Source organism: Streptomyces sp. NPDC002889, from assembly GCF_042888425.1.
GTDB lineage: Bacteria > Actinomycetota > Actinomycetes > Streptomycetales > Streptomycetaceae > Streptomyces.
This window is the reverse complement of sequence record NZ_JBIAPT010000017.1, coordinates 128,015-147,355: the sequence shown is the minus strand read 5'-3', so window position 1 is coordinate 147,355 and position 19,341 is coordinate 128,015. Positions and strand designations below refer to the sequence as shown.

The following is a 19,341-nucleotide window of genomic DNA, read 5'->3' as shown; positions in this document are numbered from 1 at the left end:
GGGCGTGGGGGGGGGCGGGGGGGGCCGTGCTCGGGGTGGGCGGGCCCGGTCCCGGTGGGGGCCCGGCGGTCGGGGGGGTACGTGCCCCCCCCGGAGGGGTGCCTCTTCCCGCGCTTGCGGCCGGAACATCCGGTTACGGGAGGTTCCTCGCCATCACGATCCGCTGGACCTGGTTCGTGCCTTCGTAGATCTGCGTGATCTTGGCGTCACGCATCATGCGCTCGACCGGGTAGTCGCGCGTGTAGCCGTAGCCGCCCAGGAGCTGGACCGCGTCCGTGGTGATCTCCATGGCGGCGTCGGAGGCGTAGCACTTGGCCGCGGCGCCGAAGAAGGTGAGGTCGGCGTCGACGCGCTCGGACTTCGCGGCTGCCGCGTAGGTGAGCTGGCGGGCGGCCTCGAGCTTCATGGCCATGTCGGCGAGCATGAACTGGACGCCCTGGAAGTCGGCGATCGGCTTGCCGAACTGCTTGCGCTCCTGGACGTAGCCCTTGGCGTAGTCGAGGGCGCCCTGGGCGATACCGAGGGCCTGGGCCGCGATGGTGATGCGGGTGTGGTCCAGGGTCTTCATCGCCGTGGCGAAGCCGGTGCCCTCCTCGCCGATCATGCGGTCGGCGGGGATACGGACGTTGTCGAGGTAGACCTCGCGCGTCGGGGAGCCCTTGATGCCGAGCTTCTTCTCCGGGGCGCCGAAGGAGACACCTTCGTCGCCCTTCTCGACGACGAAGGCCGAGATGCCCTTGGAGCGCTTGGTCGGGTCGGTGACGGCCATGACCGTGTAGTACTCGGATACCCCCGCGTTGGTGATCCAGCGCTTCACGCCGTTGAGCACCCAGAAGTCGCCGTCGCGGACGGCCTTGGTCTTCATGCCCGCCGCGTCCGAGCCGGCGTCCGGCTCGGAGAGACAGTAGGAGAACATTCCGTCACCCTGGGCGAGCGGGCCGAGGTACTGCTTCTTCAGCTCCTCGGAGCCGGAGAGGATCACCGGCAGCGAGCCCAGCTTGTTCACGGCCGGGATCAGGGAAGAGGACGCGCAGACGCGGGCCACCTCCTCGATCACGATGACCGTGGCGAGCGCGTCGGCGCCGGCGCCGCCGTACTCCTCCGGGACGTGGACGGCCTGCAGGTCGGCGGCGACCAGGGCGTCCAGCGCCTCCTGCGGGAAGCGGGCCTCCTCGTCCACCTGCGCGGCGAACGGTGCGATCTTCGCCTCGGCGAGTGAGCGGACCGTCTCACGAAGCATGTCGTGCTCTTCGGACGGGCGGTACAGATCGAAGTCAGGCGTTCCCGCCAAGGTCTTTCACTCCCCAGAGCTGCTGCTAACGACCGTTAAGTAACTCAAATTTTAATGGGCTCGCCCCGACGAGGCATACGTGACCTTGCCGACAGCGAAAAACTGCCCCCGCTCCGGCCCGACTATGCTCGGGCCCGCTGTCCCGTCCGTACCCCCAGGAGCATCTCAATGGCCCTCAAGATCACCGTGATCGGCACCGGCTATCTCGGCGCCACCCACGCCGCGGCCATGGCTGAGCTCGGCTTCGAGGTGCTCGGCCTCGATGTCGTACCCGAGAAGATCGCGATGCTCGCGGCAGGCCGGGTGCCGATGTACGAGCCGGGGCTCGAGGAGCTGCTCGCCAGGCATGTCGCCGGGATCGAGGGGTCCAGCGGGCGGCTGCGGTTCACGACGTCGTGGGACGAGCTCGAGGAGTTCGCCGGCGATGTGCACTTCGTGTGCGTGAACACGCCGCAGAAGCACGGCGAGTACGCCTGCGACATGTCGTACGTGGATGCCGCCTTCGACGCGCTCGCCCCGCGGCTGAGGAGCGGCGCGCTGGCCGTCGGCAAGTCGACCGTGCCGGTGGGGTCGGCGGACCGGCTCGCCCGGGTGCTCGCCGAGCGGGCGCCGGAGGGCGTGGAGCTGGCCTGGAACCCGGAGTTCCTGCGCGAGGGCTTCGCCGTGCAGGACACGCTGCACCCGGACCGGATCGTGGTGGGTGCACACAGCGAGCGCGCGGAGAAGCTGCTGCGCGAGGTGTACGCGACGCCGATCGGCGAGGGGTCGCCGTTCGTGGTGACGGACTTCCCGACGGCGGAGCTGGTGAAGACCTCCGCGAACTCCTTCCTCGCGACCAAGATCTCCTTCATCAACGCGATGGCGGAGGTGTGCGAGGCGGCCGGCGGCGACGTGGTGAAGCTCGCGGAGGCGATCGGCCATGACGAGCGGATCGGGAAGAAGTTCCTGCGGGCCGGGATCGGGTTCGGCGGCGGCTGTCTGCCCAAGGACATCCGGGCGTTCATGGCGCGCGCGGGCGAGCTGGGCGCGGACCAGGCCCTGACGTTCCTGCGCGAGGTCGACTCGATCAACATGCGCCGCCGCGGGCACATGGTGGAGCTGGCGCGGGACGCTGTGGGCGGTGACTCCTTCCTGGGGAAGCGGGTGGCCGTGCTGGGCGCGACCTTCAAGCCGGACTCGGACGATGTGCGTGACTCGCCCGCGCTCAATGTCGCCGGGCAGATCCATCTGCAGGGCGGCCAGGTGACGGTGTACGACCCCAAGGGCATGGACAACGCGCGCCGGCTCTTCCCGACGCTGGGTTACGCGGACACGGCGCTGGAGGCGGTGCGCGGCGCGGATGTGGTGCTGCACCTGACCGAGTGGCGTGAGTTCCGCGAGCTGGACCCGGCGGAGCTGGGGGCGGTGACGTCGTCGCGGATCATCCTGGACGGCCGGAACGCGCTGGACCCGGTGGCGTGGCGCGAGGCGGGATGGACGTACCGGGCGATGGGGCGGCCGCGCGCCTGACGCACGGCACCGGCGAAGGCCCTCGCGGGCCGTGCCGTCGACGTGGCGGTGAACACATTTCGTGAGTGAGCGTCAATTCCCGCAACCGGAACGGGTTGAGCTGCTGTCATAAGCGGCTGACAGGAAGATCACGCGTCACTACACGGAGGTTCCTGCGTGACCAAGCTCAACCGCACGGCCATCACCGCTCTGCTCACCGTGACCGCTGTCGCGGGCACCGTGGTGGCGACCGCCGCCCCGGCCTCGGCGCTCAGCTACCGGTGCAACACCAGCACCAAGAGCATCGACGACCCGGCGTACGACGGCCCTTGGGCCGACAACTGGGACTTCAAGGTGACGGTCTGCGCGGCCCGCTCGGGGTCCACCGTCTACACCTACTCCAAGGTGTCCTGGGACGGACCGGTCTACGGCGCAGTCGACGACACCGGGATATTCAACGCCGCCTACCTCCGGCAGCAGGTGAAGAAGTCGGTCTCCGGCACGGATCCCGTGCTCAAGAAGACCGACTTCACCGCGATCGAGGGCAAGTTGGAGAACAGCGACGGCAACGCCAACTACAACGGCTCCTACACCACCGGCACGGTCAGCTACCGGGTCGGTTCCGCGAGGGGACTGGGCGACGCCGAGCTGAAGCTCGAGTGGGCGAACGACGGGGCCGGGTACAAGACGTACCTGTTCACCGCTTCCCCGGTGGTCTGATCCCCACCGTTCGACCGTGCCCCCGGCCGCCGGCCGGGGGCACGGCTGTGTCCGGGAGTGCCGCGCGGTCTCGTGGAGCGGGGTCGGTGTTTCACGCGCAGGTTCAGGCCGACGGTTCGGGCGAGGACGACCGCCGCGCGCGGTAGGTGCGCATCTTGGTGCGGGCGCCGCAGACCGACATGGAGCACCAGCGGCTGCGGGCCGCCGGACTGCGGTCGTAGTACGCCCACCGGCAGGTCCGCGCCTCGCATGCCTTCAGGCGTGCCCACGTTCCGTCGGCCGCTGCCGCCGCGATGGCCTCGGCTATACGCGAGGCGAGGGTGGGCGGGCCCGCCGGCCGGAGGACGGCCGTGCCGTCGTCGGTCACCGTGACCCGCAGCGGGGCCTGCGCCAGGAGACTGTCGAGTGCCGCCGGTGAGCGGCCGGGGACGGGGTGGCCCGCATGGGCCAGGCAGGCGTCGCGCAGCGCCTCGCGGAGTTCGCGCGCGGCGGGGACATCGGCCTCGGTGAGGCGGAACGCGGCGCGGCCGCCGGGCGTGTCCAGCTGATCCGCGCCCGTCTCGACGTCCAGCGTGTTCACCAGGGCCTCGACGAGAGCGAGGCCGCCGGGTGCGGGCGGCCGGTCATTCATGCTTGCGACGTTACCTGCCAGGGGCGAGTATGGGGTAACCGTTACTGGATGAAGAGGTCTACCGGTAACACTATCGAGGAGGGCATCATGGGCATCGCCACACTGGGGGCCGTCGTGCTGGACTGTCCCGACCCCGTCAGGCTCGGCCGTTTCTACGCCGAGGTGCTGGGCGGGCAGATCGAGGACGACGGCGAGGGCTGGGTCGACCTCACCGGCGTACCGGGCGCGTCCCTCGCCTTCCAGATCGCACCCGGTCATGTACCGCCGAAGTGGCCGTCGCCGGACGCCTCGCAGCAGTTCCATCTGGATCTGACGGTCGACGACCTGGACGCCGCCGAGGCGCGGGTGCTCGCGCTCGGCGCTACGGCGCTGGATGCGGCGGACCCGTCCCGGACGTGGCGGGTGTACGCGGACCCGGCCGGGCACCCCTTCTGCCTCTGCGCCTGCTGATCGCTCAGGCGTCCAGGATGTCGATAGTGGCCCGTGACGGCGGCCGGCGGGCCTGGATCGCGCGGGCCGCGAAGTCCGCGTCCCGTACCACCCTGGCGATGTTCGACCAGGTCAGGGCGGCGACATCCGCCTCGGACCAGTCACGTTCCAGGAGCTCGGCGATCAGGCCCGGGAAGCACGAGACATCCCCGAGGCCGGCAGCGTGCGGAAGCCCGGTGTCGTACGCGCCGCTGAGCGCGACCGACTCCGGGCCCGCGACATCGCGTACGTGCTCGAGGAGGTCGACGGTCTCGGGCAGCGTGCCGGCCGTGCACATCACCATGCACACGCCGCAGTTGGCGCTCACCCCGCGCAGGATGTCGTCCGGCGGCGGCTCGGGGTGGTGCGAGAGCAGGACCGGGGCCTTGGCGACCGCGAGCGCACGGCGCATGGTGTCGGGCGAGCAGCCGGAGAGGTCGACGAGGATGCCGAGCCGGTTCATCTCCCGGACCACCTCGTGGCCGAAGGGGGTGAGTCCGTCGCCGCGGGTCCATCGGGTGCCTGCGAGGGAGAGGCTGCGGACGCCGAGGGTGTGGCAGGCACGCAGGGCGGCGAGCGAGTCGCCGATGGCGGGCCCCGCCACCGGACCGAGCAGGGCGGCGACGCGTCCGCAGTTGCGGGCGTCGGCCATGTCGCCGGCGCTGAGCGCGAGCCGCAGCCCTTCGGGGCAGTCGGCCACCGTGGAACAGATCAGGTCGATCAGGTCGAGGGTCGCGGCGAGCGCGTGAGGGCCGGCGGGGTCCGGGACGTGCAGCGACCAGAACTGAGCGCCGACGCCGCCGGCACGCAGCCTGGGAACGTCTGTCTCCAGCAGGTTCTCGCCGGTCTCCAGGTCGTACGAGTGCATGCCGCCCAGCACCGGGCCGAGGCCGCTGCAGCCGTCGGCAACGGGGTGGGTGCGCAGGATCTCCCGGGCCCGTACGAGCGGTGGGACGGCCACCGGGGTCTCCGTGGCGGGCTCGGGGGCGGCGGGGGCGTCGTGCTCTGCCGGCGTCTCCCCGGGGGCGTCGGACTCGATCGCCACCTCCCCGAGGGCATCGAGCTCGACCGGCACCTTCCCGAGAACGAAGGACTCGACCGTCACCTCCCCGAGGGCATCGGACTCGGCCGGCGCCTCAGCCGGGCTCACCGGGTCCTCGAGGTCACCGAACGCGGTGGCCGGGGCGGTCACGGTATCGGGGCCGTCCTGCAGATCTGCCATCTGGTGCTCCGAGCGTTGCCGACGTGTGCCGTACGGCCACCGTGGCACGGGAGCGGCGAGGGTTCTCGGCGGATGGCGCGTTCGGGCGTACGCGGCACGCTCCGTACGGGAGGCCTTCCCGCCCGCGCCCGGGGCCCGGGACCATGGGGCGAACGGTCGCGCCCGGACCCGGGCGCGACGGGGAGGACCACCGCTCGCCCCGCGCACACGGCCGGCGGAACTCGAGCCGGCGGCAGGCGTACCGGGGGCCCTGCGTACGGAGAACTGCCCTGCCCGCTCACCGGGCGCACGGCACCGGGGCGCCGAACGCCCCGGCCCCGTACCCGCTCGCGCTCAGGCGGTCGTGGCGCCGTCCAGTTGGTCGATCGTCGCGTTGGACGGCCCGCGGCGCGCCCGCAGGTCCGTGGCGACGTCCTCGGCGGCCCGCAGCACCCGGACCGCGTTCTGCCAGGTCAGCTTGGCCAGGTCGGTGTCCGACCAGCCGCGGGCGAGCAGTTCCGCGATCAGGTTCGGATACCCGGCGACGTCGTCGAGACCGGCCGGGGTGAACGCCGTTCCGTCGAAGTCGCCGCCGATGCCGATGTGGTCGATACCGGCGACCTCGCGCATGTGGTCGAGGTGGTCGGCGACCGTCGCCGCCGTCGCGATCGGACGCGGATGCACCGCCTCGAACGCCTCGTGGATCTCCATCGCCCGGGGCGTGGTGTCCAGGTGGTGCAGCCCGTGCGCGCGCATGTTCTCGTCCGCCGCCTGCGTCCATTCGACTGCCGCGGGCAGGATGAACTTCGGTACGAACGTGGCCATGGCGACGCCCCCGTTGCCGGGCAGCAGCGCCAGCACGTCGTCGGGGATGTTGCGCGGGTGGTCGCAGATCGCCCGGGACGAGGAGTGCGAGAAGACGACCGGCGCGACCGACGTGGCGATCGCGTCACGCATCGTCGTCTCGGCGACGTGCGAGAGGTCGACGAGCATGCCGGTGCGGTTCATCTCCCGCACGACCTCGTGGCCGAACGCCGAGAGGCCGCCGACGCCCGGCTCGTCGGTCGCCGAGTCGGCCCACGCGATGTTGTCGTTGTGCGTGAGCGTCATGTAGCGCACGCCCAGCGTGTACAGGGCGCGCAGGGTGGCGAGCGAGTTGTTGATGGAGTGCCCGCCCTCGGCGCCCATCAGCGAGGCGATCCGGCCGTCCGAGCGGGCCTTCTCCACGTCGTCGGCGGTCAGGGCACCGGCCAGGTCCGCGGGGTAGCGGGCCAGCAGCTGGGTGACGGCGTCGATCTGTTCGAGGGTCGCGCTGACCGCTTCGTCTCCCGCCAGGTCGCTGCGCACGTACACCGACCAGAACTGCGCGCCGACGCCGCCGGCGCGCAGCCGCGGGATGTCGGTGTGCAGCCGGCCGGTCTGGTCGCTCGCGATGTCCATACGGTCCAGGTCGTAGCGGACGTGTTGCCGCAGTGCCCAGGGCAGGTCGTTGTGGCCGTCGACGACGGGGTGCGCGGCGAGCAGCTCGCGCGCCCGGCTGAGGTGGTCCGTGGGGGATTCCATCCGTTGTTACTTCCCGAAGCCGAAGGACTCCGCACCTGCGACCTTGACCCGCAGCCGCTTGCCCTTCTCGGTGGCCTGGTCGTTCAGCTCCTGCTGGAACTCACGCATGCGGCCGAGGAGTTCGTCGTCCTGCGTGGCCAGGATGCGGGCGGCGAGCAGTCCGGCATTGCGGGCGCCGGCGACGGAGACCGTGGCGACCGGCACACCGGCCGGCATCTGCACGATGGACAGCAGCGAGTCCATGCCGTCGAGGTACTTCAGCGGGACGGGTACGCCGATGACCGGGAGCGGGGTGACGGAGGCGAGCATGCCCGGGAGGTGGGCGGCTCCGCCGGCGCCGGCGATGATCACCTTGAGCCCGCGGTCGGCGGCCCCCTCGCCGTAGGCGACCATCTCGCGCGGCATGCGGTGCGCGGAGACGACATCGACCTCGTACGCGATCTCGAACTCGTCGAGGGCCTGGGCCGCGGCCTCCATGACCGGCCAGTCGGAGTCGGACCCCATGACAATGCCAACGACGGGGCGGGTCTGGCTGTTCACTCGACGATCGTTCCTCGCAGATAGCCGGCGGCGTGGCGGGCTCGCTCGAGCACGTCGTCCAGGTCGTCGCCGTAGGTGTTGACATGACCCACCTTGCGGCCGGGCTTCACGTCCTTGCCATACATATGGATCTTGAGCTGCGGGTCGCGGGCCATGCAGTGCAGATAGGCCGCATACATGTCGGGGTAGTCGCCGCCGAGCACGTTGCACATGACGGTCCACCTGGCGCGCGGTCGCGGATCTCCGAGCGGCAGGTCGAGCACGGCACGGACATGGTTGGCGAACTGCGAGGTGACCGCGCCGTCCTGGGTCCAGTGGCCGGAGTTGTGCGGGCGCATCGCGAGCTCGTTGACCAGGATGCGTCCGTCCGTCGTCTCGAAGAGCTCGACCGCGAGATGGCCGACGACGCCGAGTTCCTTGGCGATCCGCAGGGCGAGCTGCTGGGCCTGGCCGGCCAGCTCCTCGTCCAGACCGGGAGCGGGGGCGATCACGGTGTCGCACACGCCGTCGACCTGCTGCGACTCGACGACCGGGTAGGCGACGGCCTGGCCGTGCGGGGAGCGGACGATGTTCGCCGCGAGCTCGCGGGTGAAGTCGACCTTCTCCTCGGCGAGGACGGGCACCCCGGCCTTGAAGGGGGCCTCGGCGTCGCCCTGCGTACGGACGAACCAGACGCCCTTGCCGTCGTAGCCGCCGCGCACGGTCTTGAGGATGACCGGGAAGCCTCCGACCTCCTCGGCGAAGGCCGTCACATCGGCGGGATCGGACACGATGCGGTGGCGCGGGCAGGGAACGCCGATGTCCATGAGCCTGGCGCGCATGACGCCCTTGTCCTGGGCGTGCACCAAGGCGTCGGGCCCCGGCCGGACGGGAATGCCGTCCGCCTCCAGGGCTCTCAGGTGCTCGATCGGAACATGTTCGTGATCGAAAGTGATCACGTCACAGCCGCGCGCGAACTCACGCAGCGTGTCCAGGTCGCGGTAGTCGCCGACGACGACATCGCTCACCACCTGGGCCGCCGAGTCCTGGGGGGTGTCACTGAGGAGCTTGAATCTGAGGCCGAGGGGGATGCCCGCCTCGTGGGTCATGCGGGCGAGCTGACCGCCGCCGACCATGCCGACTACCGGGAACGTCACGGTCCTAGGGTATCCGCCGCCCGTGCGGTGCCCAGCCGCCACCGCTTCCGGGGCCCGCCGCCACCGTTTCCTGGCCCTGCCACCAGCCGCTTCCGGGCCCTGCCACCACCGGTTCCGGAGCGTGACAGCAGACCTCCGCGACTCCGTACGCAGGTGTCACGCTCGCCACACCACCCTCACCACTCCCGGGCACTGCCGCCGGGCGCTGGTTAGCATGACTGATGTATACGCGTGGACGCGCCCGCGTCGGCGGTGTCGAATCGATGGGCTGGACTCTCACGATGAGTGAACGAGGCAGAGGGCTGCGCGATCAGCTGAGCCGGCTCCTGCGCGAGGTCGCCAAGTTCGGTGCGGTCGGCGGCGCGGGCCTGCTGGTCAACCTCGGGGTCTTCAACCTCGTGCGGCACACCACCGACATCCCGGTTGTCCGGGCGTCCGTCCTGGCCACCGTCGTCGCGATCGCGTTCAACTACGTGGGCTTCCGCTACTTCACCTACCGCGACCGCGACAAGAGCGGACGGACCAAGGAGCTGACGCTCTTCCTGCTGTTCAGCGTCGTCGGCCTGGTGATCGAGAACGGCATTCTCTACGCGGCGACCTACGGCTTCGGCTGGGACAGCCGGCTGCAGAGCAACATCTTCAAGTTCCTCGGCATCGGTATCGCGACGATGTTCCGGTTCTGGTCGTACCGCACCTGGGTGTTCCGGACCCTGCCCGCACGCGAGGCCGTGGCGACCGCAGAATCGTTCCTGGAGGAGTCCCCGCCCGAGGTACCGAAGATACGCAGTGAGGCCGGGCGGGGCCGGGCCGTCCGCTGAGCGAGGGGGGTCAGCGGACCGTCGGCCGCGGCGGGTGCTTGGGCTTGCGCGCCACCCTGCTGAGGAACAGCGCGAAGACCGGGGGGTGCTGCTGGAGCAGCTCCAGGCGTCCGCCGTCCGCCTCCGCCAGGTCCCGCGCCACGGCCAGTCCGATGCCGGTGGAGTTGCGGCCGCTGATGGCCCGCTCGAAGATCCGCGCCCCGAGGTCCGCCGGTACGCCCGGCCCCTCGTCGGTCACCTCGACGACCGTCTGGTTCCCGGTGACCCGGGTCCGCACGGCGACGGTGCCGCCGCCGTGCATGAGGGAGTTCTCGATCAGGGCCGCGAGCACCTGTGCGACCGCGCCGGGCGTCCCGACGGCCTGCATGCCCCGCCGTCCGGAGTGGACGATGGCCCGGCCCGCGCTGCGATAGGCGGGGCGCCACTCCTCCAGCTGCTGCTTGACGACCTCGTCCAGGTCGAAGACGACGGCCGAGCCCGTGCGCGGGTCGCGGGAGTTGGTGAGCAGCCGCTCCACCACGTCCGTGAGCCGCTCCACCTGGTTCAGCGCGATGCTCGCCTCCTCCTTCACGGTCGCCAGGTCGTCGGTGACGGTGATCTCCTCCAGCCGCATGGACAGTGCGGTCAGCGGCGTACGCAGCTGATGCGAGGCGTCCGCGGCGAGTCTGCGCTCCGCGGTCAGCATCCGGGCGATCCGCTCGTTGCTCGCGTCGAGCACATCGGCGACCCGGTCCAGCTCGGGGACGCCGTAACGGCGGTGGGCGGGGCGGGGGTCGCCGGAACCCAGGCGTTCGGCGGTCTCGGCGAGGTCGGTCAGGGGGGAGGCGAGCCGGTTCGCCTGGCGTACGGCGAGCAGAACCGCGGCGACGACGGCGAGCAGCGCGACCGCTCCGATGATCAGCAGACTCCGGCCGACCTCACCGGTCACGACGGAGCGCGACTCCTCGACGGTGACACTCGTGCCCCGCCGGCTCTCCGCGTGGCCGCGGATGACGCTGCCGGTGGGCCGCTCGCCGATCTCGATGGGGCCCCGGCCGGGGATGTGGACCAGGGCGTACCGCCTGGCGCCGCTCTGCCCGGCGAGAATGCCGGGGCTGACCGGCTCACCGCCGATGAGCCTGCCGTCGACGATGCTGACCAGGCGCAGGGCTTCGGAGTCCACGCGCTCCTGGGCGCTGCTGCTGATGGTGCGGGTCTCGACGAACACGAGGGAGACCCCGAACACGGCGATCACGACAAGCACCACGGCCAGCGTGGAATTGATCAGACGGCGGCGCACGGTGCCCTCCGGGCGGGTTCAGCAGGGGTTACGGGGGAAATGAGACCCCCGCCCCCTTCAGCTCTTCTCGAAGCGGAAACCGACGCCGCGCACCGTCGCGATGTAGCGAGGGTTCGCCGCGTCGTCACCGAGCTTCTTGCGCAGCCAGGAGATGTGCATGTCGAGAGTCTTCGTGGACGACCACCACGTGGTGTCCCAGACCTCGCGCATCAGCTGGTCGCGGGTGACGACCCGGCCGGCGTCCCGGACCAGGACCCGCAGCAGGTCGAACTCCTTGGCCGTGAGCTGGAGCTCCTCGTCGCCCATCCAGGCACGGTGGGACTCGACGTCGATCCGCACACCGTGCGTCGCCGGTGCGGGTACCGGCTCGGCGGCACCGCGGCGCAGCAGCGCCCGGACGCGGGCGAGGAGTTCGGCGAGGCGGAACGGCTTGGTGACGTAGTCGTCGGCACCGGCGTCGAGACCGACCACGGTGTCCACCTCGTCGGCGCGCGCGGTCAGCACCAGGATCGGGATGGTGTGACCCTCGGCACGCAGCCGCCGGGCGACCTCGAGACCGTCCATGCCGGGCAGTCCGAGGTCGAGCACGACGAGGTCGACTCCGCCCGCGAGCCCGGCGTCCAGGGCGGTCGGCCCGTCCTCGCGCACTTCGACCTCGTAACCCTCCCGACGCAGTGCGCGGGCCAGTGGCTCCGAGATGGATGCGTCGTCCTCGGCGAGCAGTACACGGGTCATGGGGTGATGGTAGTCCGCGTTGCGCAGCCGTCGGAGCGTGATCGCCAGGCCCTTCACGTATGGGATGCGATCCTGGTGACAGCCTTCGAATCATGGAGACTGGTTCCACGATTACCTGTGATTCATCTCTCAAGTCCTTCCATATGCCGCAGTGTCGTGTCGTATGGTGGCGATAAGCCTGAAGTAGTGATGAGGGACCTTTGGCGCGCCCTGCGCACCAAAGGTCTCTTTTCTGCGCAGGGTTGGGTTGCCGGCTCCGACGGCAGCGAGAACTGAATGACCTGCGGGCCGGGCCTCGCGCGCATTGGTGTGCGGGGCAGGGACCCCGGTGCGGACTGTCCTTCGTCTCCGTCACGAGCGGAGCCGACCCCCAACGCGTGGGGCTGGGACCACCCGTGCCGGTGCCGGCCTCCCCCCACCGGGCGCGTACCGCTCACGAAGCGCCGCGTCCCGAGCAAGCAAGGATCGACCATGGCGTCCAGCCTGACGAAGGACTCGGCCACCGCTGGTTCCGAGAAGACCTTCCTCGGCCACCCCCGCGGCCTGGCCAACCTCTTCATGACCGAGATGTGGGAGCGGTACAGCTTCTACGGAATGCGGGCCCTGCTCGTGCTCTACCTGGCCACCGAGGTGGCCGACGGTGGACTCGGCATGAACGACGCGACCGCCGTCGCGATCTACTCCGTCTACAACGCGATGGTCTACCTGCTCGCGCTTCCCGGCGGCTGGCTCGGCGACCGCGTCTGGGGCGCCCGCAAGGCCGTCGCGGTGGCGGGTGTCATCATCATGACCGGCCACTTCCTGCTGGCGGTCCCGGCACAGATCTCCTTCTTCGTCGGCCTCGCGTTCATCGCGGTCGGATCCGGCGTCCTCAAGGCCAACATCTCCACGATGGTGGGCCATCTCTACCGGGACAAGAACGATCCGCGCCGTGACGGCGGCTTCACGATCTTCTACATGGGCATCAACCTCGGTGCCTTCGTCGCCCCGCTGACGATCGGCTGGGTCGGCCAGAAGGTGAGCTGGCACCTCGGCTTCGCGATGGCCGGTGTCGGCATGGCCATCGGCCTGATCTTCTTCTTCCTCGGCTTCCGCAACCTGGCTCCCGACTCCAGCCGCGTCCCGGCTCCGCTGGACGCCGCCGGACGTGCGGCCCTCATGAAGAAGGCCATGATCTGGCTGGCCGTCGCCGCGGGCACGTACGCCGTCATCGGCCTGTCCGGCGTCTTCACCATCGACTGGGTGCTGTGGCCGCTGACCATCCTGGGTCTGGCGCTGCCGGCCTGGTACCTGATCCGCGTCAGGCGGGACAAGGACCTCGAAGAGGTCGAGCGCAGCCGGATGTCGGCGTACGTGTGGTTCTTCGTGGCCGCCGCCGCCTTCTGGGCGATCTACGACCAGTCCGGCTCGACCCTGTCGCTGTTCGCCAAGAACAGCACCCAGTCCACGCTGTTCGGCTTCTCCTTCCCGGAGAGCTGGTACCAGTCACTGAACCCGCTGTTCGTGATGGCTCTCGCACCCCTCTTCGCCTGGGTGTGGGTGGCGCTGTCGAGGCGCTCCAAGGAGCCCAGCACGCTCAGCAAGTTCGCCTTCGGCCTGGTCCTCATCGGCGCCTCGTTCGGCGTGATGATGCTGGCGCAGGGAGTCGCCTCGGGCGACACCAAGGTGACCCCGATGTGGCTGGTCTCGGTGTACTTCATGCAGACCATCGGTGAGCTGACGCTCTCCCCGGTCGGCCTGTCGCTGACCACCAAGCTGGCACCGCAGAAGTACGCCTCTCAGATGATGGGTGTCTGGTTCCTGGCCGTGACGGCGGGCAACTCGGTCATCGCGCTGCTGCAGCTGCTCGGCGCCCCGACCGACACGCAGGGCTGGTTCGCCAGCCTGGGTGCGCTCGCCGCGGTCGCCGGTATCGCGATCTTCATGTACCGCAAGAAGGTTCAGCCGCTCATGGGCGGCGTGCACTGAGGACGTCCGTACGGTCGTAAGGGCTGCCGCACCGGCTTCCGGTGCGGCAGCCCTTCGCCGTTCACGTGGCCGATCGTCAGCGCCCGAGCCGCTGCCACGGGGTGAACGTGAAGACCGCGCCGCCCAGCAGGATCACCGTGCCGGCGACCAGGGCGAGGGCGCGCAGAGCGCCGGTGTCCTCCGCGCCGGTCTGGGCGAGGCCGCCGCTGCTGTTCGTGCCCCCCGCGCCGGAACCGCCGCTGGTGCCTCCTGAGCCCGTGCCGCCGGACGCGCCGCCCGGCTGGGCCGCGCTGTCGAGCTCCAGGGAGACCTGGACATCGGCGGGCGGCGTGCAGGTCGTCGTCGTACCGAGCGCCTTGACCGTGAGGACGCCCGGGCTGAGCGTCGCCCTGCCCGTGGCGCCGGGCCTGTACGTACCCGTCAGATCGGGGACCTCGATGGGGTCTCCGGACTTGATGGGCTCCTTGTTCGTCGGACCCTCGACATGGACGAAGCCCTTGTCGGCGCCGCCGAGTTTCACCTCCATGGACGGCTTGACGGAGTCGGCCGGTATGTCCGCCGGGCTGTCCATGACGGACTTGGAGAACTTCACGGTCAGGTCGTAACTGCCGCCGCTCTTCTTGGCGTTGATCTTCACAGGGGAGACGGCGTCCTTGTCTCCGATGGGCGTCTTGCAGGAGTAGGCGACACTGACCTCCTTGCCCTCGAAGTCCGTCCCGCCTCCGCCGCCCCCGCCTGTGCTGCCGCCGGAGGACGTACCGCCCGAGCTGGTTCCCCCGGACGTGGTGCCGCCGGACGTCGTTCCGCCCGAGGTGGTACCACCGGACGTGGTGCCGCCGGAGGACGTACCGCCTGCGGTGCTGCCGCCGGAGGTGGTACCGCCCCCGCCCTCCGACACCTTGATCGTCGCCGCGACCGGGACCGTCTCCTTGGGCGCGCACTTGGTGTCCGTCGAAATCGGCTTCGAGACATTGATGTTGTAGGCACCGGGCGTCAGCGTGATGTCGCCCGCCTTCTCCAGCTTCAGCGTGCCCTTCATGTCGGGCAGCACCATCGGGCTGTTCTTGGGGATCGGCGGGTTCTGCCGCGGCCCCTGCGTCCTCAGTTCCCCCGTGGCCGCGCCGCCCAGCGTGATGGTGCCGGTCGGTTTGACGGTGTCCTTCCCCAGGTCCAGCACGTCCGGGTTCCTGGACGCTGCCTCCACCGTCTTCCACACCACCTCGACCGTGTCACCGACCTTGGCCTCGGCCGGCGCGGTGATCAGCACCTTGGTGGTGCCCTGTACCGGTGGCAGACCCGAGATGGGCGGGGGAATGCACTCCGTCCGGTACGAGACCTCGGCGGCATGGGCGGGGCTCGCGGCCAGCAGGATCCCCGCGCCGCCGAGCATCAGCGCGACCCCGGCCGCACTCATCCTCCGTTGCGTACTCACGAATGTCCCTTCGTCGTGGGCCGGTTCTCTGACGGTGCGGAGTCAGGGCTGAACCACGGCAGCGGGGCCGTGGTGGCAGGTAGGGGTGGTTCGGTGCCGTTGACCGCCCCGTCGTGGAGACGGCCGGGGCGGGCAGGACGGGTCCGGGCGTGCCGGGCGGCCGGAGGGCGGGCCTTGTCGACGATCGCCATGCCGATACGGAACAGGGCGGCCGGTACCACCACGGCCAGCAGGATCCAGAACAGCGTGACGCCCCAGGGCCGGCCGACGCCCCAAGGCTGTTCGGCGAGCACCTTCGTGCCGTACTTCACCGAGACCGAGTAGTCGCCGTGGGCGCTCGCCGGCAGCTGCACGGGCAGTTTGATCTGCGCCTTGCGCCCCGGCGCGATGGTGCCGCGCCACTGCTGCTCCTCCCATTGCGGGGCGAACACCCCGTGGGCGGTGCCGATCTGGAATACGGGGTCGACGACGGGGTCGGAACCGAGGTTGCCGACCGTGAACTCGAGCCGCCGGGAGGGTGGGGCGCCGAAGAAGACGAGGATGCCGGAGTCACCCTGCAGCCGGGTGGTGGTGAGCACGGCGAGCCTGCCGCCGACGCTCTGCCGCGGGAGGGGGGCGGTGGGGTGCCCCGCGACGATGAACGCGGCGTCGGCCGTGGCCTGTTCACCGGTGACGGTGGCGACGTGTACGACACAGGGGCAGGGCGTGGGCGGCTCGGCGACCGGCATCTTCTTGCTGAAGGCACCGTCCGCGCCGGTGGTGACGGCCCGGCCGTCGGCGTTGGCGCAGGAGTTGGTGCCGCCGATCACGCCCTTGCCCGGGGCGGACTGCCCGCAGATGAGCAGCATCAGCAGGGTCTTGGGCCGCCACCCGGTCCCGCTGACGGCGAGGTCGTTGCCCTTGCCGGCCTGGGGTGCGGAGAGCTTGACGTCGGGGCGGGGTTCGGCGGCGGCCGCCCGGGCGGCGGGCACGAGCAGGAGGACGGCGGTGAGGAGGCCGGCCAGGACATCCCGCAACGCTGCCGGCCTGTGGGGCCGCGTCCGGAGCAGGGGCCGGGACCCGAGCGGGGCGCCTTGCATGGTCAGGCTCCTGATCTCGCCGGGCGGCGGTCGGCGGCGGGGGCACGGCGGCGCAGGTACCACCAGGTGGCGGCGGCCGGCAGGAGCAGCAGCGGGGGTGCCAGCCATCGCCAGGGGACGAACGTCGTCGAGAGGGTCGACTCGGCGCGGGCGGCGCCGGGAGCTGTGACGCTGAGGCGGATGTCGACCGAGTCCAGGGGCGGGGGGTCGGGCCACTTCTCGGTGAGGGTGACGCGCGCCGCCGGGGGCAGCCGCAGCGCGAGCGTGCGCGGCGGGCGGTCGAGGAGCTCGCCGAACAGCCCGTCGGCGCGCAAGGACAGGCGCGGGGCCAGGGTCGTGTTGCCGCGGTTGACAAGGGAGTAGCGGAGCTCGCGGCCGGAGTACGTCACGTCCTCGACGGTGAGCGCGGCGAGCCTCGGGCCGCTGATCCGCAGCCGGAGACGTACCGTCGACTCGCGGCCCCCGGCCGCCGCCGTGATCGCGAGCGGGTGGTCACCCGGCGGCGCGTCCGCGGGGACGGTGACCGTGAAGGGGATCTCGGCCCTGGTACGGGCCGGGACGGCCACGGTGCCGGTGGCCAGTGCGAGCCACGGGCCGGTGGCCTCGGTGCGGTGCGACGGGCGCAGCCGGAGGGTGATCGGCCCGGTGGCCGGGTTGGTCACGGAGAGCCGGTCCTCGAGCACGCTGCCGGACACGCCCTCCAGGTAGACGTGCTCCCTGTCGAACGTCCACCCCGGGGACGCCGCCGCGGGGGTGAGGGGCGCACCCGTCGCGCACAGCAGTGCGGCGAGGAGGAGGGCGGGGCGCACCGGCACGGCCCGCACGGCTCAGCTCGCGGTCCGGCCGCCGCGCCGGGTCAGCCACAGGACGCCCACGGCCCCGGACAGCAGGACCGTTCCGCCGAGTGTGGCGAGTGCTCTCGCCGAGTCGAGGGGACCGGTCCTCGGGAGCTCGCCGGGCGCCGACGCCTGGCTGGTGCCTCCGGCGGCCGTGACGTCCAGTTCCAGGGAGGGCCTGGGGTTGTTCCTGGGCGTGCAGGTCGTGGTCGTGCCGAGCGCCTTGATGGTGAGCACACCGGCCGTGAAGGTGACCTTCCCGCTCTTCCTCGGGGTGTACGTACCCGTCAGATCATTGATCTTGATGGGGGTGTTGGCCGGGATGGCCGCGGCGTTGGACGGCCCCGAGACCTGCAGCTTTCCCGCCTCCGCACCGCCCAGTCCGATCACCGCGCTCGGGTTCATCGCCCCCTTGCCCAGTTCGACGGGGCTGGAGGAGACCCCCTTTCGGAAGGACATGGTGAGCCTGTACGAGCTGCCGGTCCTGACTGCCTTGATGTCGATCGGCGAGACCGCGCCCTTGGGACCGATGGGGGTCCGGCACTGGTAGTCGACGTCGACGACGGTGGCGTGCGCGGCGGGGGCGGCCATCAGAACCACCGAGCCCGCCACCGCTGCTGCCAGCGCGCGAGCTGTCCGCTTCTGGTACGACACTCGTTCTCCCCTCATGCCGCGCCCTATTGACTGACGACACATCAGATCGGGCGCTCAAGGTACGCCTGAGGCCTTGGGGAGGGAAGACAAAGAGCACGCCTTGTCGACGTGCTCTCCAAGAGTTTCAAGAACGCCTCACACGGGCGCCGCGAGCTCCGCCCAGACCGTCTTGCCCGCGGCGCCGGGGGTCCGTACAACTCCCCAGTCCAGACAGAGCCGTTGGACGATGAACATGCCGTGCCCGCCGGGCCGGCCGGCCCGGTGCGGGGTGCGCGGTGCGGGCTGCCCGGCGCCACGGTCGGTGACTGCCAGGCGCAGTACCTTGCCGTCGCATGCGACGCGGAGCTCTTCCGGACCGTCCGCGTGCAGGCACGCGTTCGTGACCAGTTCGGAGACGACCAGCAGCACGTCCTCGGCGGCCGCCCTGCGGTCGGCGGTCGCGGCGGGCAGCCAGCCCCAGTCGTGGAGCGCCTGCCGGGTGAAGTCCCGGGCGAGCGGAACGATGCCGCTCGCACTGCCCAGTGCGAGGCGGCGCAGGCCGCCGTCGGGCGACGCGGCTCCCCCGGGAGCTCCGGGCGCGGCGGCGCCAGGCATCGCGGACAGGCCGGGCGCGACCGGAGCCGCGGCTGCGGGCTCGGGGGGCACGACGGGCAAGGCGGGCGCGGCGTCGGCCCCGTCCGGCTCGGGGCCGAGGTCGCCCGGCGGTTGCTGCCGGGTGGTGCTCATCAGCGCTTCACCTCACCGATTCACCGGTTCACCATTGACTTCATGTACACACACAGCGCAAGGCTGTAAACGTTCTGAGGGGTACTCCTGCCCGGCCGAATCGCGAAAACACCCCTGATGCCTGCGTGAGCCGCGTGACGCGGACAACACCGTCAGGTCCGTCGGGGCGGCCGGCCGGCCGCGCGCTAGTCGGCCAGTGCCGCTTCGAGGGAGTCGTGCACGGTGAAGACCGCTTCGGCTCCGGTGATCTCGAAGACTCTGGCCACCACAGGCAGCATTCCGGCCAAGTGCACCCCTTCCCCGCCCGCCTCGGCCTTCAGCCGGGCGCCGAGCAGCACGTTGAGTCCGGTGGAGTCGCAGAACTCCAGCTGTGAGCAGTCGATGACCAGCCGTACCCGGCCCCGCTCGATGGCGTCGTCCAGGGGCGCGCGCAGCAGATCGGCGGTGTGGTGATCGAGCTCACCCACCGGTTTCACCACCTCGCTGCGGCCCTCGGTCCGAACCTCGACCTGAAGCCGGCCCCGATTCGCGCTGCCGACCGTCCCGCGGTCCATGCCCGTCCCTCTTCGCCGTGTCGTTCGCTGTCGTTGGCTGTCGCCGGCCCCCGAGGGCCGTATACCTGCCGTGTCGTCCGCCATGCCGTGCGGCACGTCACACGCCCTCCTGCCGGAGGGCGCGGATGCCGGTTGAACCCTACGCCCTCGCCACGCCGTCCGGTAGCCGAACTAACCACCAAATCAGACATACAGGACATACGCTACTTGCGATGGCCGGTA

The 19,341-nt window shown here is 70.8% G+C and carries 19 protein-coding genes; 5 read left to right on the top strand and 14 right to left on the bottom strand.

Annotated elements, in window-relative coordinates; all coding sequences use genetic code 11:
- Window positions 1-133: 133 nt before the first annotated feature.
- Window positions 134-1,291, bottom strand: a complete 1,158-nt coding sequence (locus ACFYWI_RS25250) for an acyl-CoA dehydrogenase (protein ID WP_389236641.1) — start codon at window positions 1,289-1,291, stop codon at window positions 134-136.
- 168 nt (window positions 1,292-1,459) lie between these two features.
- Here ACFYWI_RS25250 and ACFYWI_RS25245 point away from each other — a divergent pair, with 168 nt between their 5' ends.
- Both ACFYWI_RS25245 and ACFYWI_RS25240 read left to right on the top strand, forming a co-directional pair.
- Complete coding sequence (locus tag ACFYWI_RS25245) at window positions 1,460-2,800, top strand: UDP-glucose dehydrogenase family protein (RefSeq protein WP_389236639.1); 1,341 nt, start codon at window positions 1,460-1,462, stop codon at window positions 2,798-2,800.
- A gap of 156 nt (window positions 2,801-2,956) precedes the next feature.
- Complete coding sequence (locus ACFYWI_RS25240) at window positions 2,957-3,499, top strand: hypothetical protein (RefSeq protein WP_389236637.1); 543 nt, start codon at window positions 2,957-2,959, stop codon at window positions 3,497-3,499.
- Window positions 3,500-3,602: 103 nt separating this feature from the next.
- On the opposite strand, the gene ACFYWI_RS25235 is transcribed toward ACFYWI_RS25240, so the two are convergent.
- Entirely contained in the window at window positions 3,603-4,130 is a 528-nt protein-coding gene (locus ACFYWI_RS25235) for a CGNR zinc finger domain-containing protein (protein WP_389236635.1), read from the bottom strand.
- 87 nt (window positions 4,131-4,217) lie between these two features.
- Between ACFYWI_RS25235 and ACFYWI_RS25230 the strand changes: the two genes are divergently transcribed.
- The gene (locus ACFYWI_RS25230; RefSeq protein ID WP_389236633.1) at window positions 4,218-4,580 is read left to right on the top strand and encodes a VOC family protein; all 363 of its coding nucleotides are present in this window, start codon (window positions 4,218-4,220) and stop codon (window positions 4,578-4,580) included.
- 4 nt (window positions 4,581-4,584) lie between these two features.
- Here ACFYWI_RS25230 and ACFYWI_RS25225 read toward each other — a convergent pair whose 3' ends face one another.
- From ACFYWI_RS25225 to ACFYWI_RS25210, 4 genes are all read right to left on the bottom strand, one after another.
- Window positions 4,585-5,820 carry a membrane dipeptidase gene (locus tag ACFYWI_RS25225; protein WP_389236631.1) on the bottom strand — a complete coding sequence of 412 codons (1,236 nt, stop codon included), beginning with the start codon at window positions 5,818-5,820 and terminating at the stop codon, window positions 4,585-4,587.
- A gap of 333 nt (window positions 5,821-6,153) precedes the next feature.
- Window positions 6,154-7,362, bottom strand: coding sequence for a dipeptidase (locus ACFYWI_RS25220; RefSeq protein WP_389236629.1), 1,209 nt, complete (start codon window positions 7,360-7,362; stop codon window positions 6,154-6,156).
- 6 nt (window positions 7,363-7,368) lie between these two features.
- Complete coding sequence (gene purE, locus ACFYWI_RS25215) at window positions 7,369-7,866, bottom strand: 5-(carboxyamino)imidazole ribonucleotide mutase (protein ID WP_389236716.1); 498 nt, start codon at window positions 7,864-7,866, stop codon at window positions 7,369-7,371.
- A gap of 32 nt (window positions 7,867-7,898) precedes the next feature.
- A complete protein-coding gene (locus ACFYWI_RS25210; RefSeq protein ID WP_389236714.1) occupies window positions 7,899-9,017 on the bottom strand; it encodes a 5-(carboxyamino)imidazole ribonucleotide synthase in 1,119 nt (372 codons plus the stop codon).
- 302 nt (window positions 9,018-9,319) lie between these two features.
- On the opposite strand from ACFYWI_RS25210, the gene ACFYWI_RS25205 reads away from it, so the two are divergent.
- The gene (locus tag ACFYWI_RS25205) at window positions 9,320-9,856 is read left to right on the top strand and encodes a GtrA family protein (protein ID WP_389236627.1); all 537 of its coding nucleotides are present in this window, start codon (window positions 9,320-9,322) and stop codon (window positions 9,854-9,856) included.
- A 10-nt stretch (window positions 9,857-9,866) separates the two neighbouring features.
- Here ACFYWI_RS25205 and ACFYWI_RS25200 read toward each other — a convergent pair whose 3' ends face one another.
- Window positions 9,867-11,135 (bottom strand): ATP-binding protein, encoded by a 1,269-nt coding sequence (locus tag ACFYWI_RS25200; protein ID WP_389236625.1) that lies wholly within the window; start codon window positions 11,133-11,135, stop codon window positions 9,867-9,869.
- A 57-nt stretch (window positions 11,136-11,192) separates the two neighbouring features.
- Window positions 11,193-11,870, bottom strand: coding sequence for a response regulator transcription factor (locus tag ACFYWI_RS25195; protein WP_389236623.1), 678 nt, complete (start codon window positions 11,868-11,870; stop codon window positions 11,193-11,195).
- 471 nt (window positions 11,871-12,341) lie between these two features.
- Between ACFYWI_RS25195 and ACFYWI_RS25190 the strand changes: the two genes are divergently transcribed.
- Window positions 12,342-13,838, top strand: coding sequence for a peptide MFS transporter (locus ACFYWI_RS25190; protein ID WP_389236621.1), 1,497 nt, complete (start codon window positions 12,342-12,344; stop codon window positions 13,836-13,838).
- A 76-nt stretch (window positions 13,839-13,914) separates the two neighbouring features.
- On the opposite strand, the gene ACFYWI_RS25185 is transcribed toward ACFYWI_RS25190, so the two are convergent.
- The 6 genes from ACFYWI_RS25185 to ACFYWI_RS25160 all read right to left on the bottom strand — a co-directional run bounded on the left by ACFYWI_RS25185 (window position 13,915) and on the right by ACFYWI_RS25160 (window position 19,119).
- On the bottom strand, window positions 13,915-15,252 hold the full coding sequence (locus ACFYWI_RS25185; protein WP_389236619.1) for a hypothetical protein: 1,338 nt from the start codon (window positions 15,250-15,252) through the stop codon (window positions 13,915-13,917).
- Between the two features lie 14 nt (window positions 15,253-15,266).
- Entirely contained in the window at window positions 15,267-16,355 is a 1,089-nt protein-coding gene (locus ACFYWI_RS25180) for a hypothetical protein (protein ID WP_389236712.1), read from the bottom strand.
- A complete protein-coding gene (locus tag ACFYWI_RS25175) occupies window positions 16,352-17,164 on the bottom strand; it encodes a hypothetical protein (protein ID WP_389236617.1) in 813 nt (270 codons plus the stop codon). The genes ACFYWI_RS25180 and ACFYWI_RS25175 overlap by 4 nt, the downstream gene beginning before the upstream one ends.
- A gap of 12 nt (window positions 17,165-17,176) precedes the next feature.
- Complete coding sequence (locus tag ACFYWI_RS25170) at window positions 17,177-17,839, bottom strand: peptidase (RefSeq protein ID WP_389236615.1); 663 nt, start codon at window positions 17,837-17,839, stop codon at window positions 17,177-17,179.
- A 135-nt stretch (window positions 17,840-17,974) separates the two neighbouring features.
- Complete coding sequence (locus ACFYWI_RS25165) at window positions 17,975-18,565, bottom strand: ATP-binding protein (protein WP_389236613.1); 591 nt, start codon at window positions 18,563-18,565, stop codon at window positions 17,975-17,977.
- 185 nt (window positions 18,566-18,750) lie between these two features.
- Window positions 18,751-19,119, bottom strand: a complete 369-nt coding sequence (locus ACFYWI_RS25160; RefSeq protein WP_389236611.1) for an STAS domain-containing protein — start codon at window positions 19,117-19,119, stop codon at window positions 18,751-18,753.
- Window positions 19,120-19,341 lie beyond the last annotated feature (222 nt).

Excerpts from the sequence above, each read along its gene's own strand:
- ACFYWI_RS25235 (WP_389236635.1), bottom strand. The coding sequence starts at position 4,130 with ATGAATGACCGGCCGCCCGCACCCGGCGGCCTCGCTCTCGTCGAGGCC.
- ACFYWI_RS25195 (WP_389236623.1), bottom strand. The coding sequence starts at position 11,870 with ATGACCCGTGTACTGCTCGCCGAGGACGACGCATCCATCTCGGAGCCA.
- ACFYWI_RS25220 (WP_389236629.1), bottom strand. The coding sequence starts at position 7,362 with ATGGAATCCCCCACGGACCACCTCAGCCGGGCGCGCGAGCTGCTCGCC.
- ACFYWI_RS25165 (WP_389236613.1), bottom strand. The coding sequence starts at position 18,565 with ATGAGCACCACCCGGCAGCAACCGCCGGGCGACCTCGGCCCCGAGCCG.
- ACFYWI_RS25185 (WP_389236619.1), bottom strand. The coding sequence starts at position 15,252 with ATGAGTGCGGCCGGGGTCGCGCTGATGCTCGGCGGCGCGGGGATCCTG.
- purE (WP_389236716.1), bottom strand. The coding sequence starts at position 7,866 with ATGGGGTCCGACTCCGACTGGCCGGTCATGGAGGCCGCGGCCCAGGCC.
- ACFYWI_RS25160 (WP_389236611.1), bottom strand. The coding sequence starts at position 19,119 with ATGGACCGCGGGACGGTCGGCAGCGCGAATCGGGGCCGGCTTCAGGTC.
- ACFYWI_RS25225 (WP_389236631.1), bottom strand. The coding sequence starts at position 5,820 with ATGGCAGATCTGCAGGACGGCCCCGATACCGTGACCGCCCCGGCCACC.
- ACFYWI_RS25230 (WP_389236633.1), top strand. The coding sequence starts at position 4,218 with ATGGGCATCGCCACACTGGGGGCCGTCGTGCTGGACTGTCCCGACCCC.
- ACFYWI_RS25190 (WP_389236621.1), top strand. The coding sequence starts at position 12,342 with ATGGCGTCCAGCCTGACGAAGGACTCGGCCACCGCTGGTTCCGAGAAG.
- ACFYWI_RS25245 (WP_389236639.1), top strand. The coding sequence starts at position 1,460 with ATGGCCCTCAAGATCACCGTGATCGGCACCGGCTATCTCGGCGCCACC.
- ACFYWI_RS25210 (WP_389236714.1), bottom strand. The coding sequence starts at position 9,017 with ATGGTCGGCGGCGGTCAGCTCGCCCGCATGACCCACGAGGCGGGCATC.
- ACFYWI_RS25205 (WP_389236627.1), top strand. The coding sequence starts at position 9,320 with ATGAGTGAACGAGGCAGAGGGCTGCGCGATCAGCTGAGCCGGCTCCTG.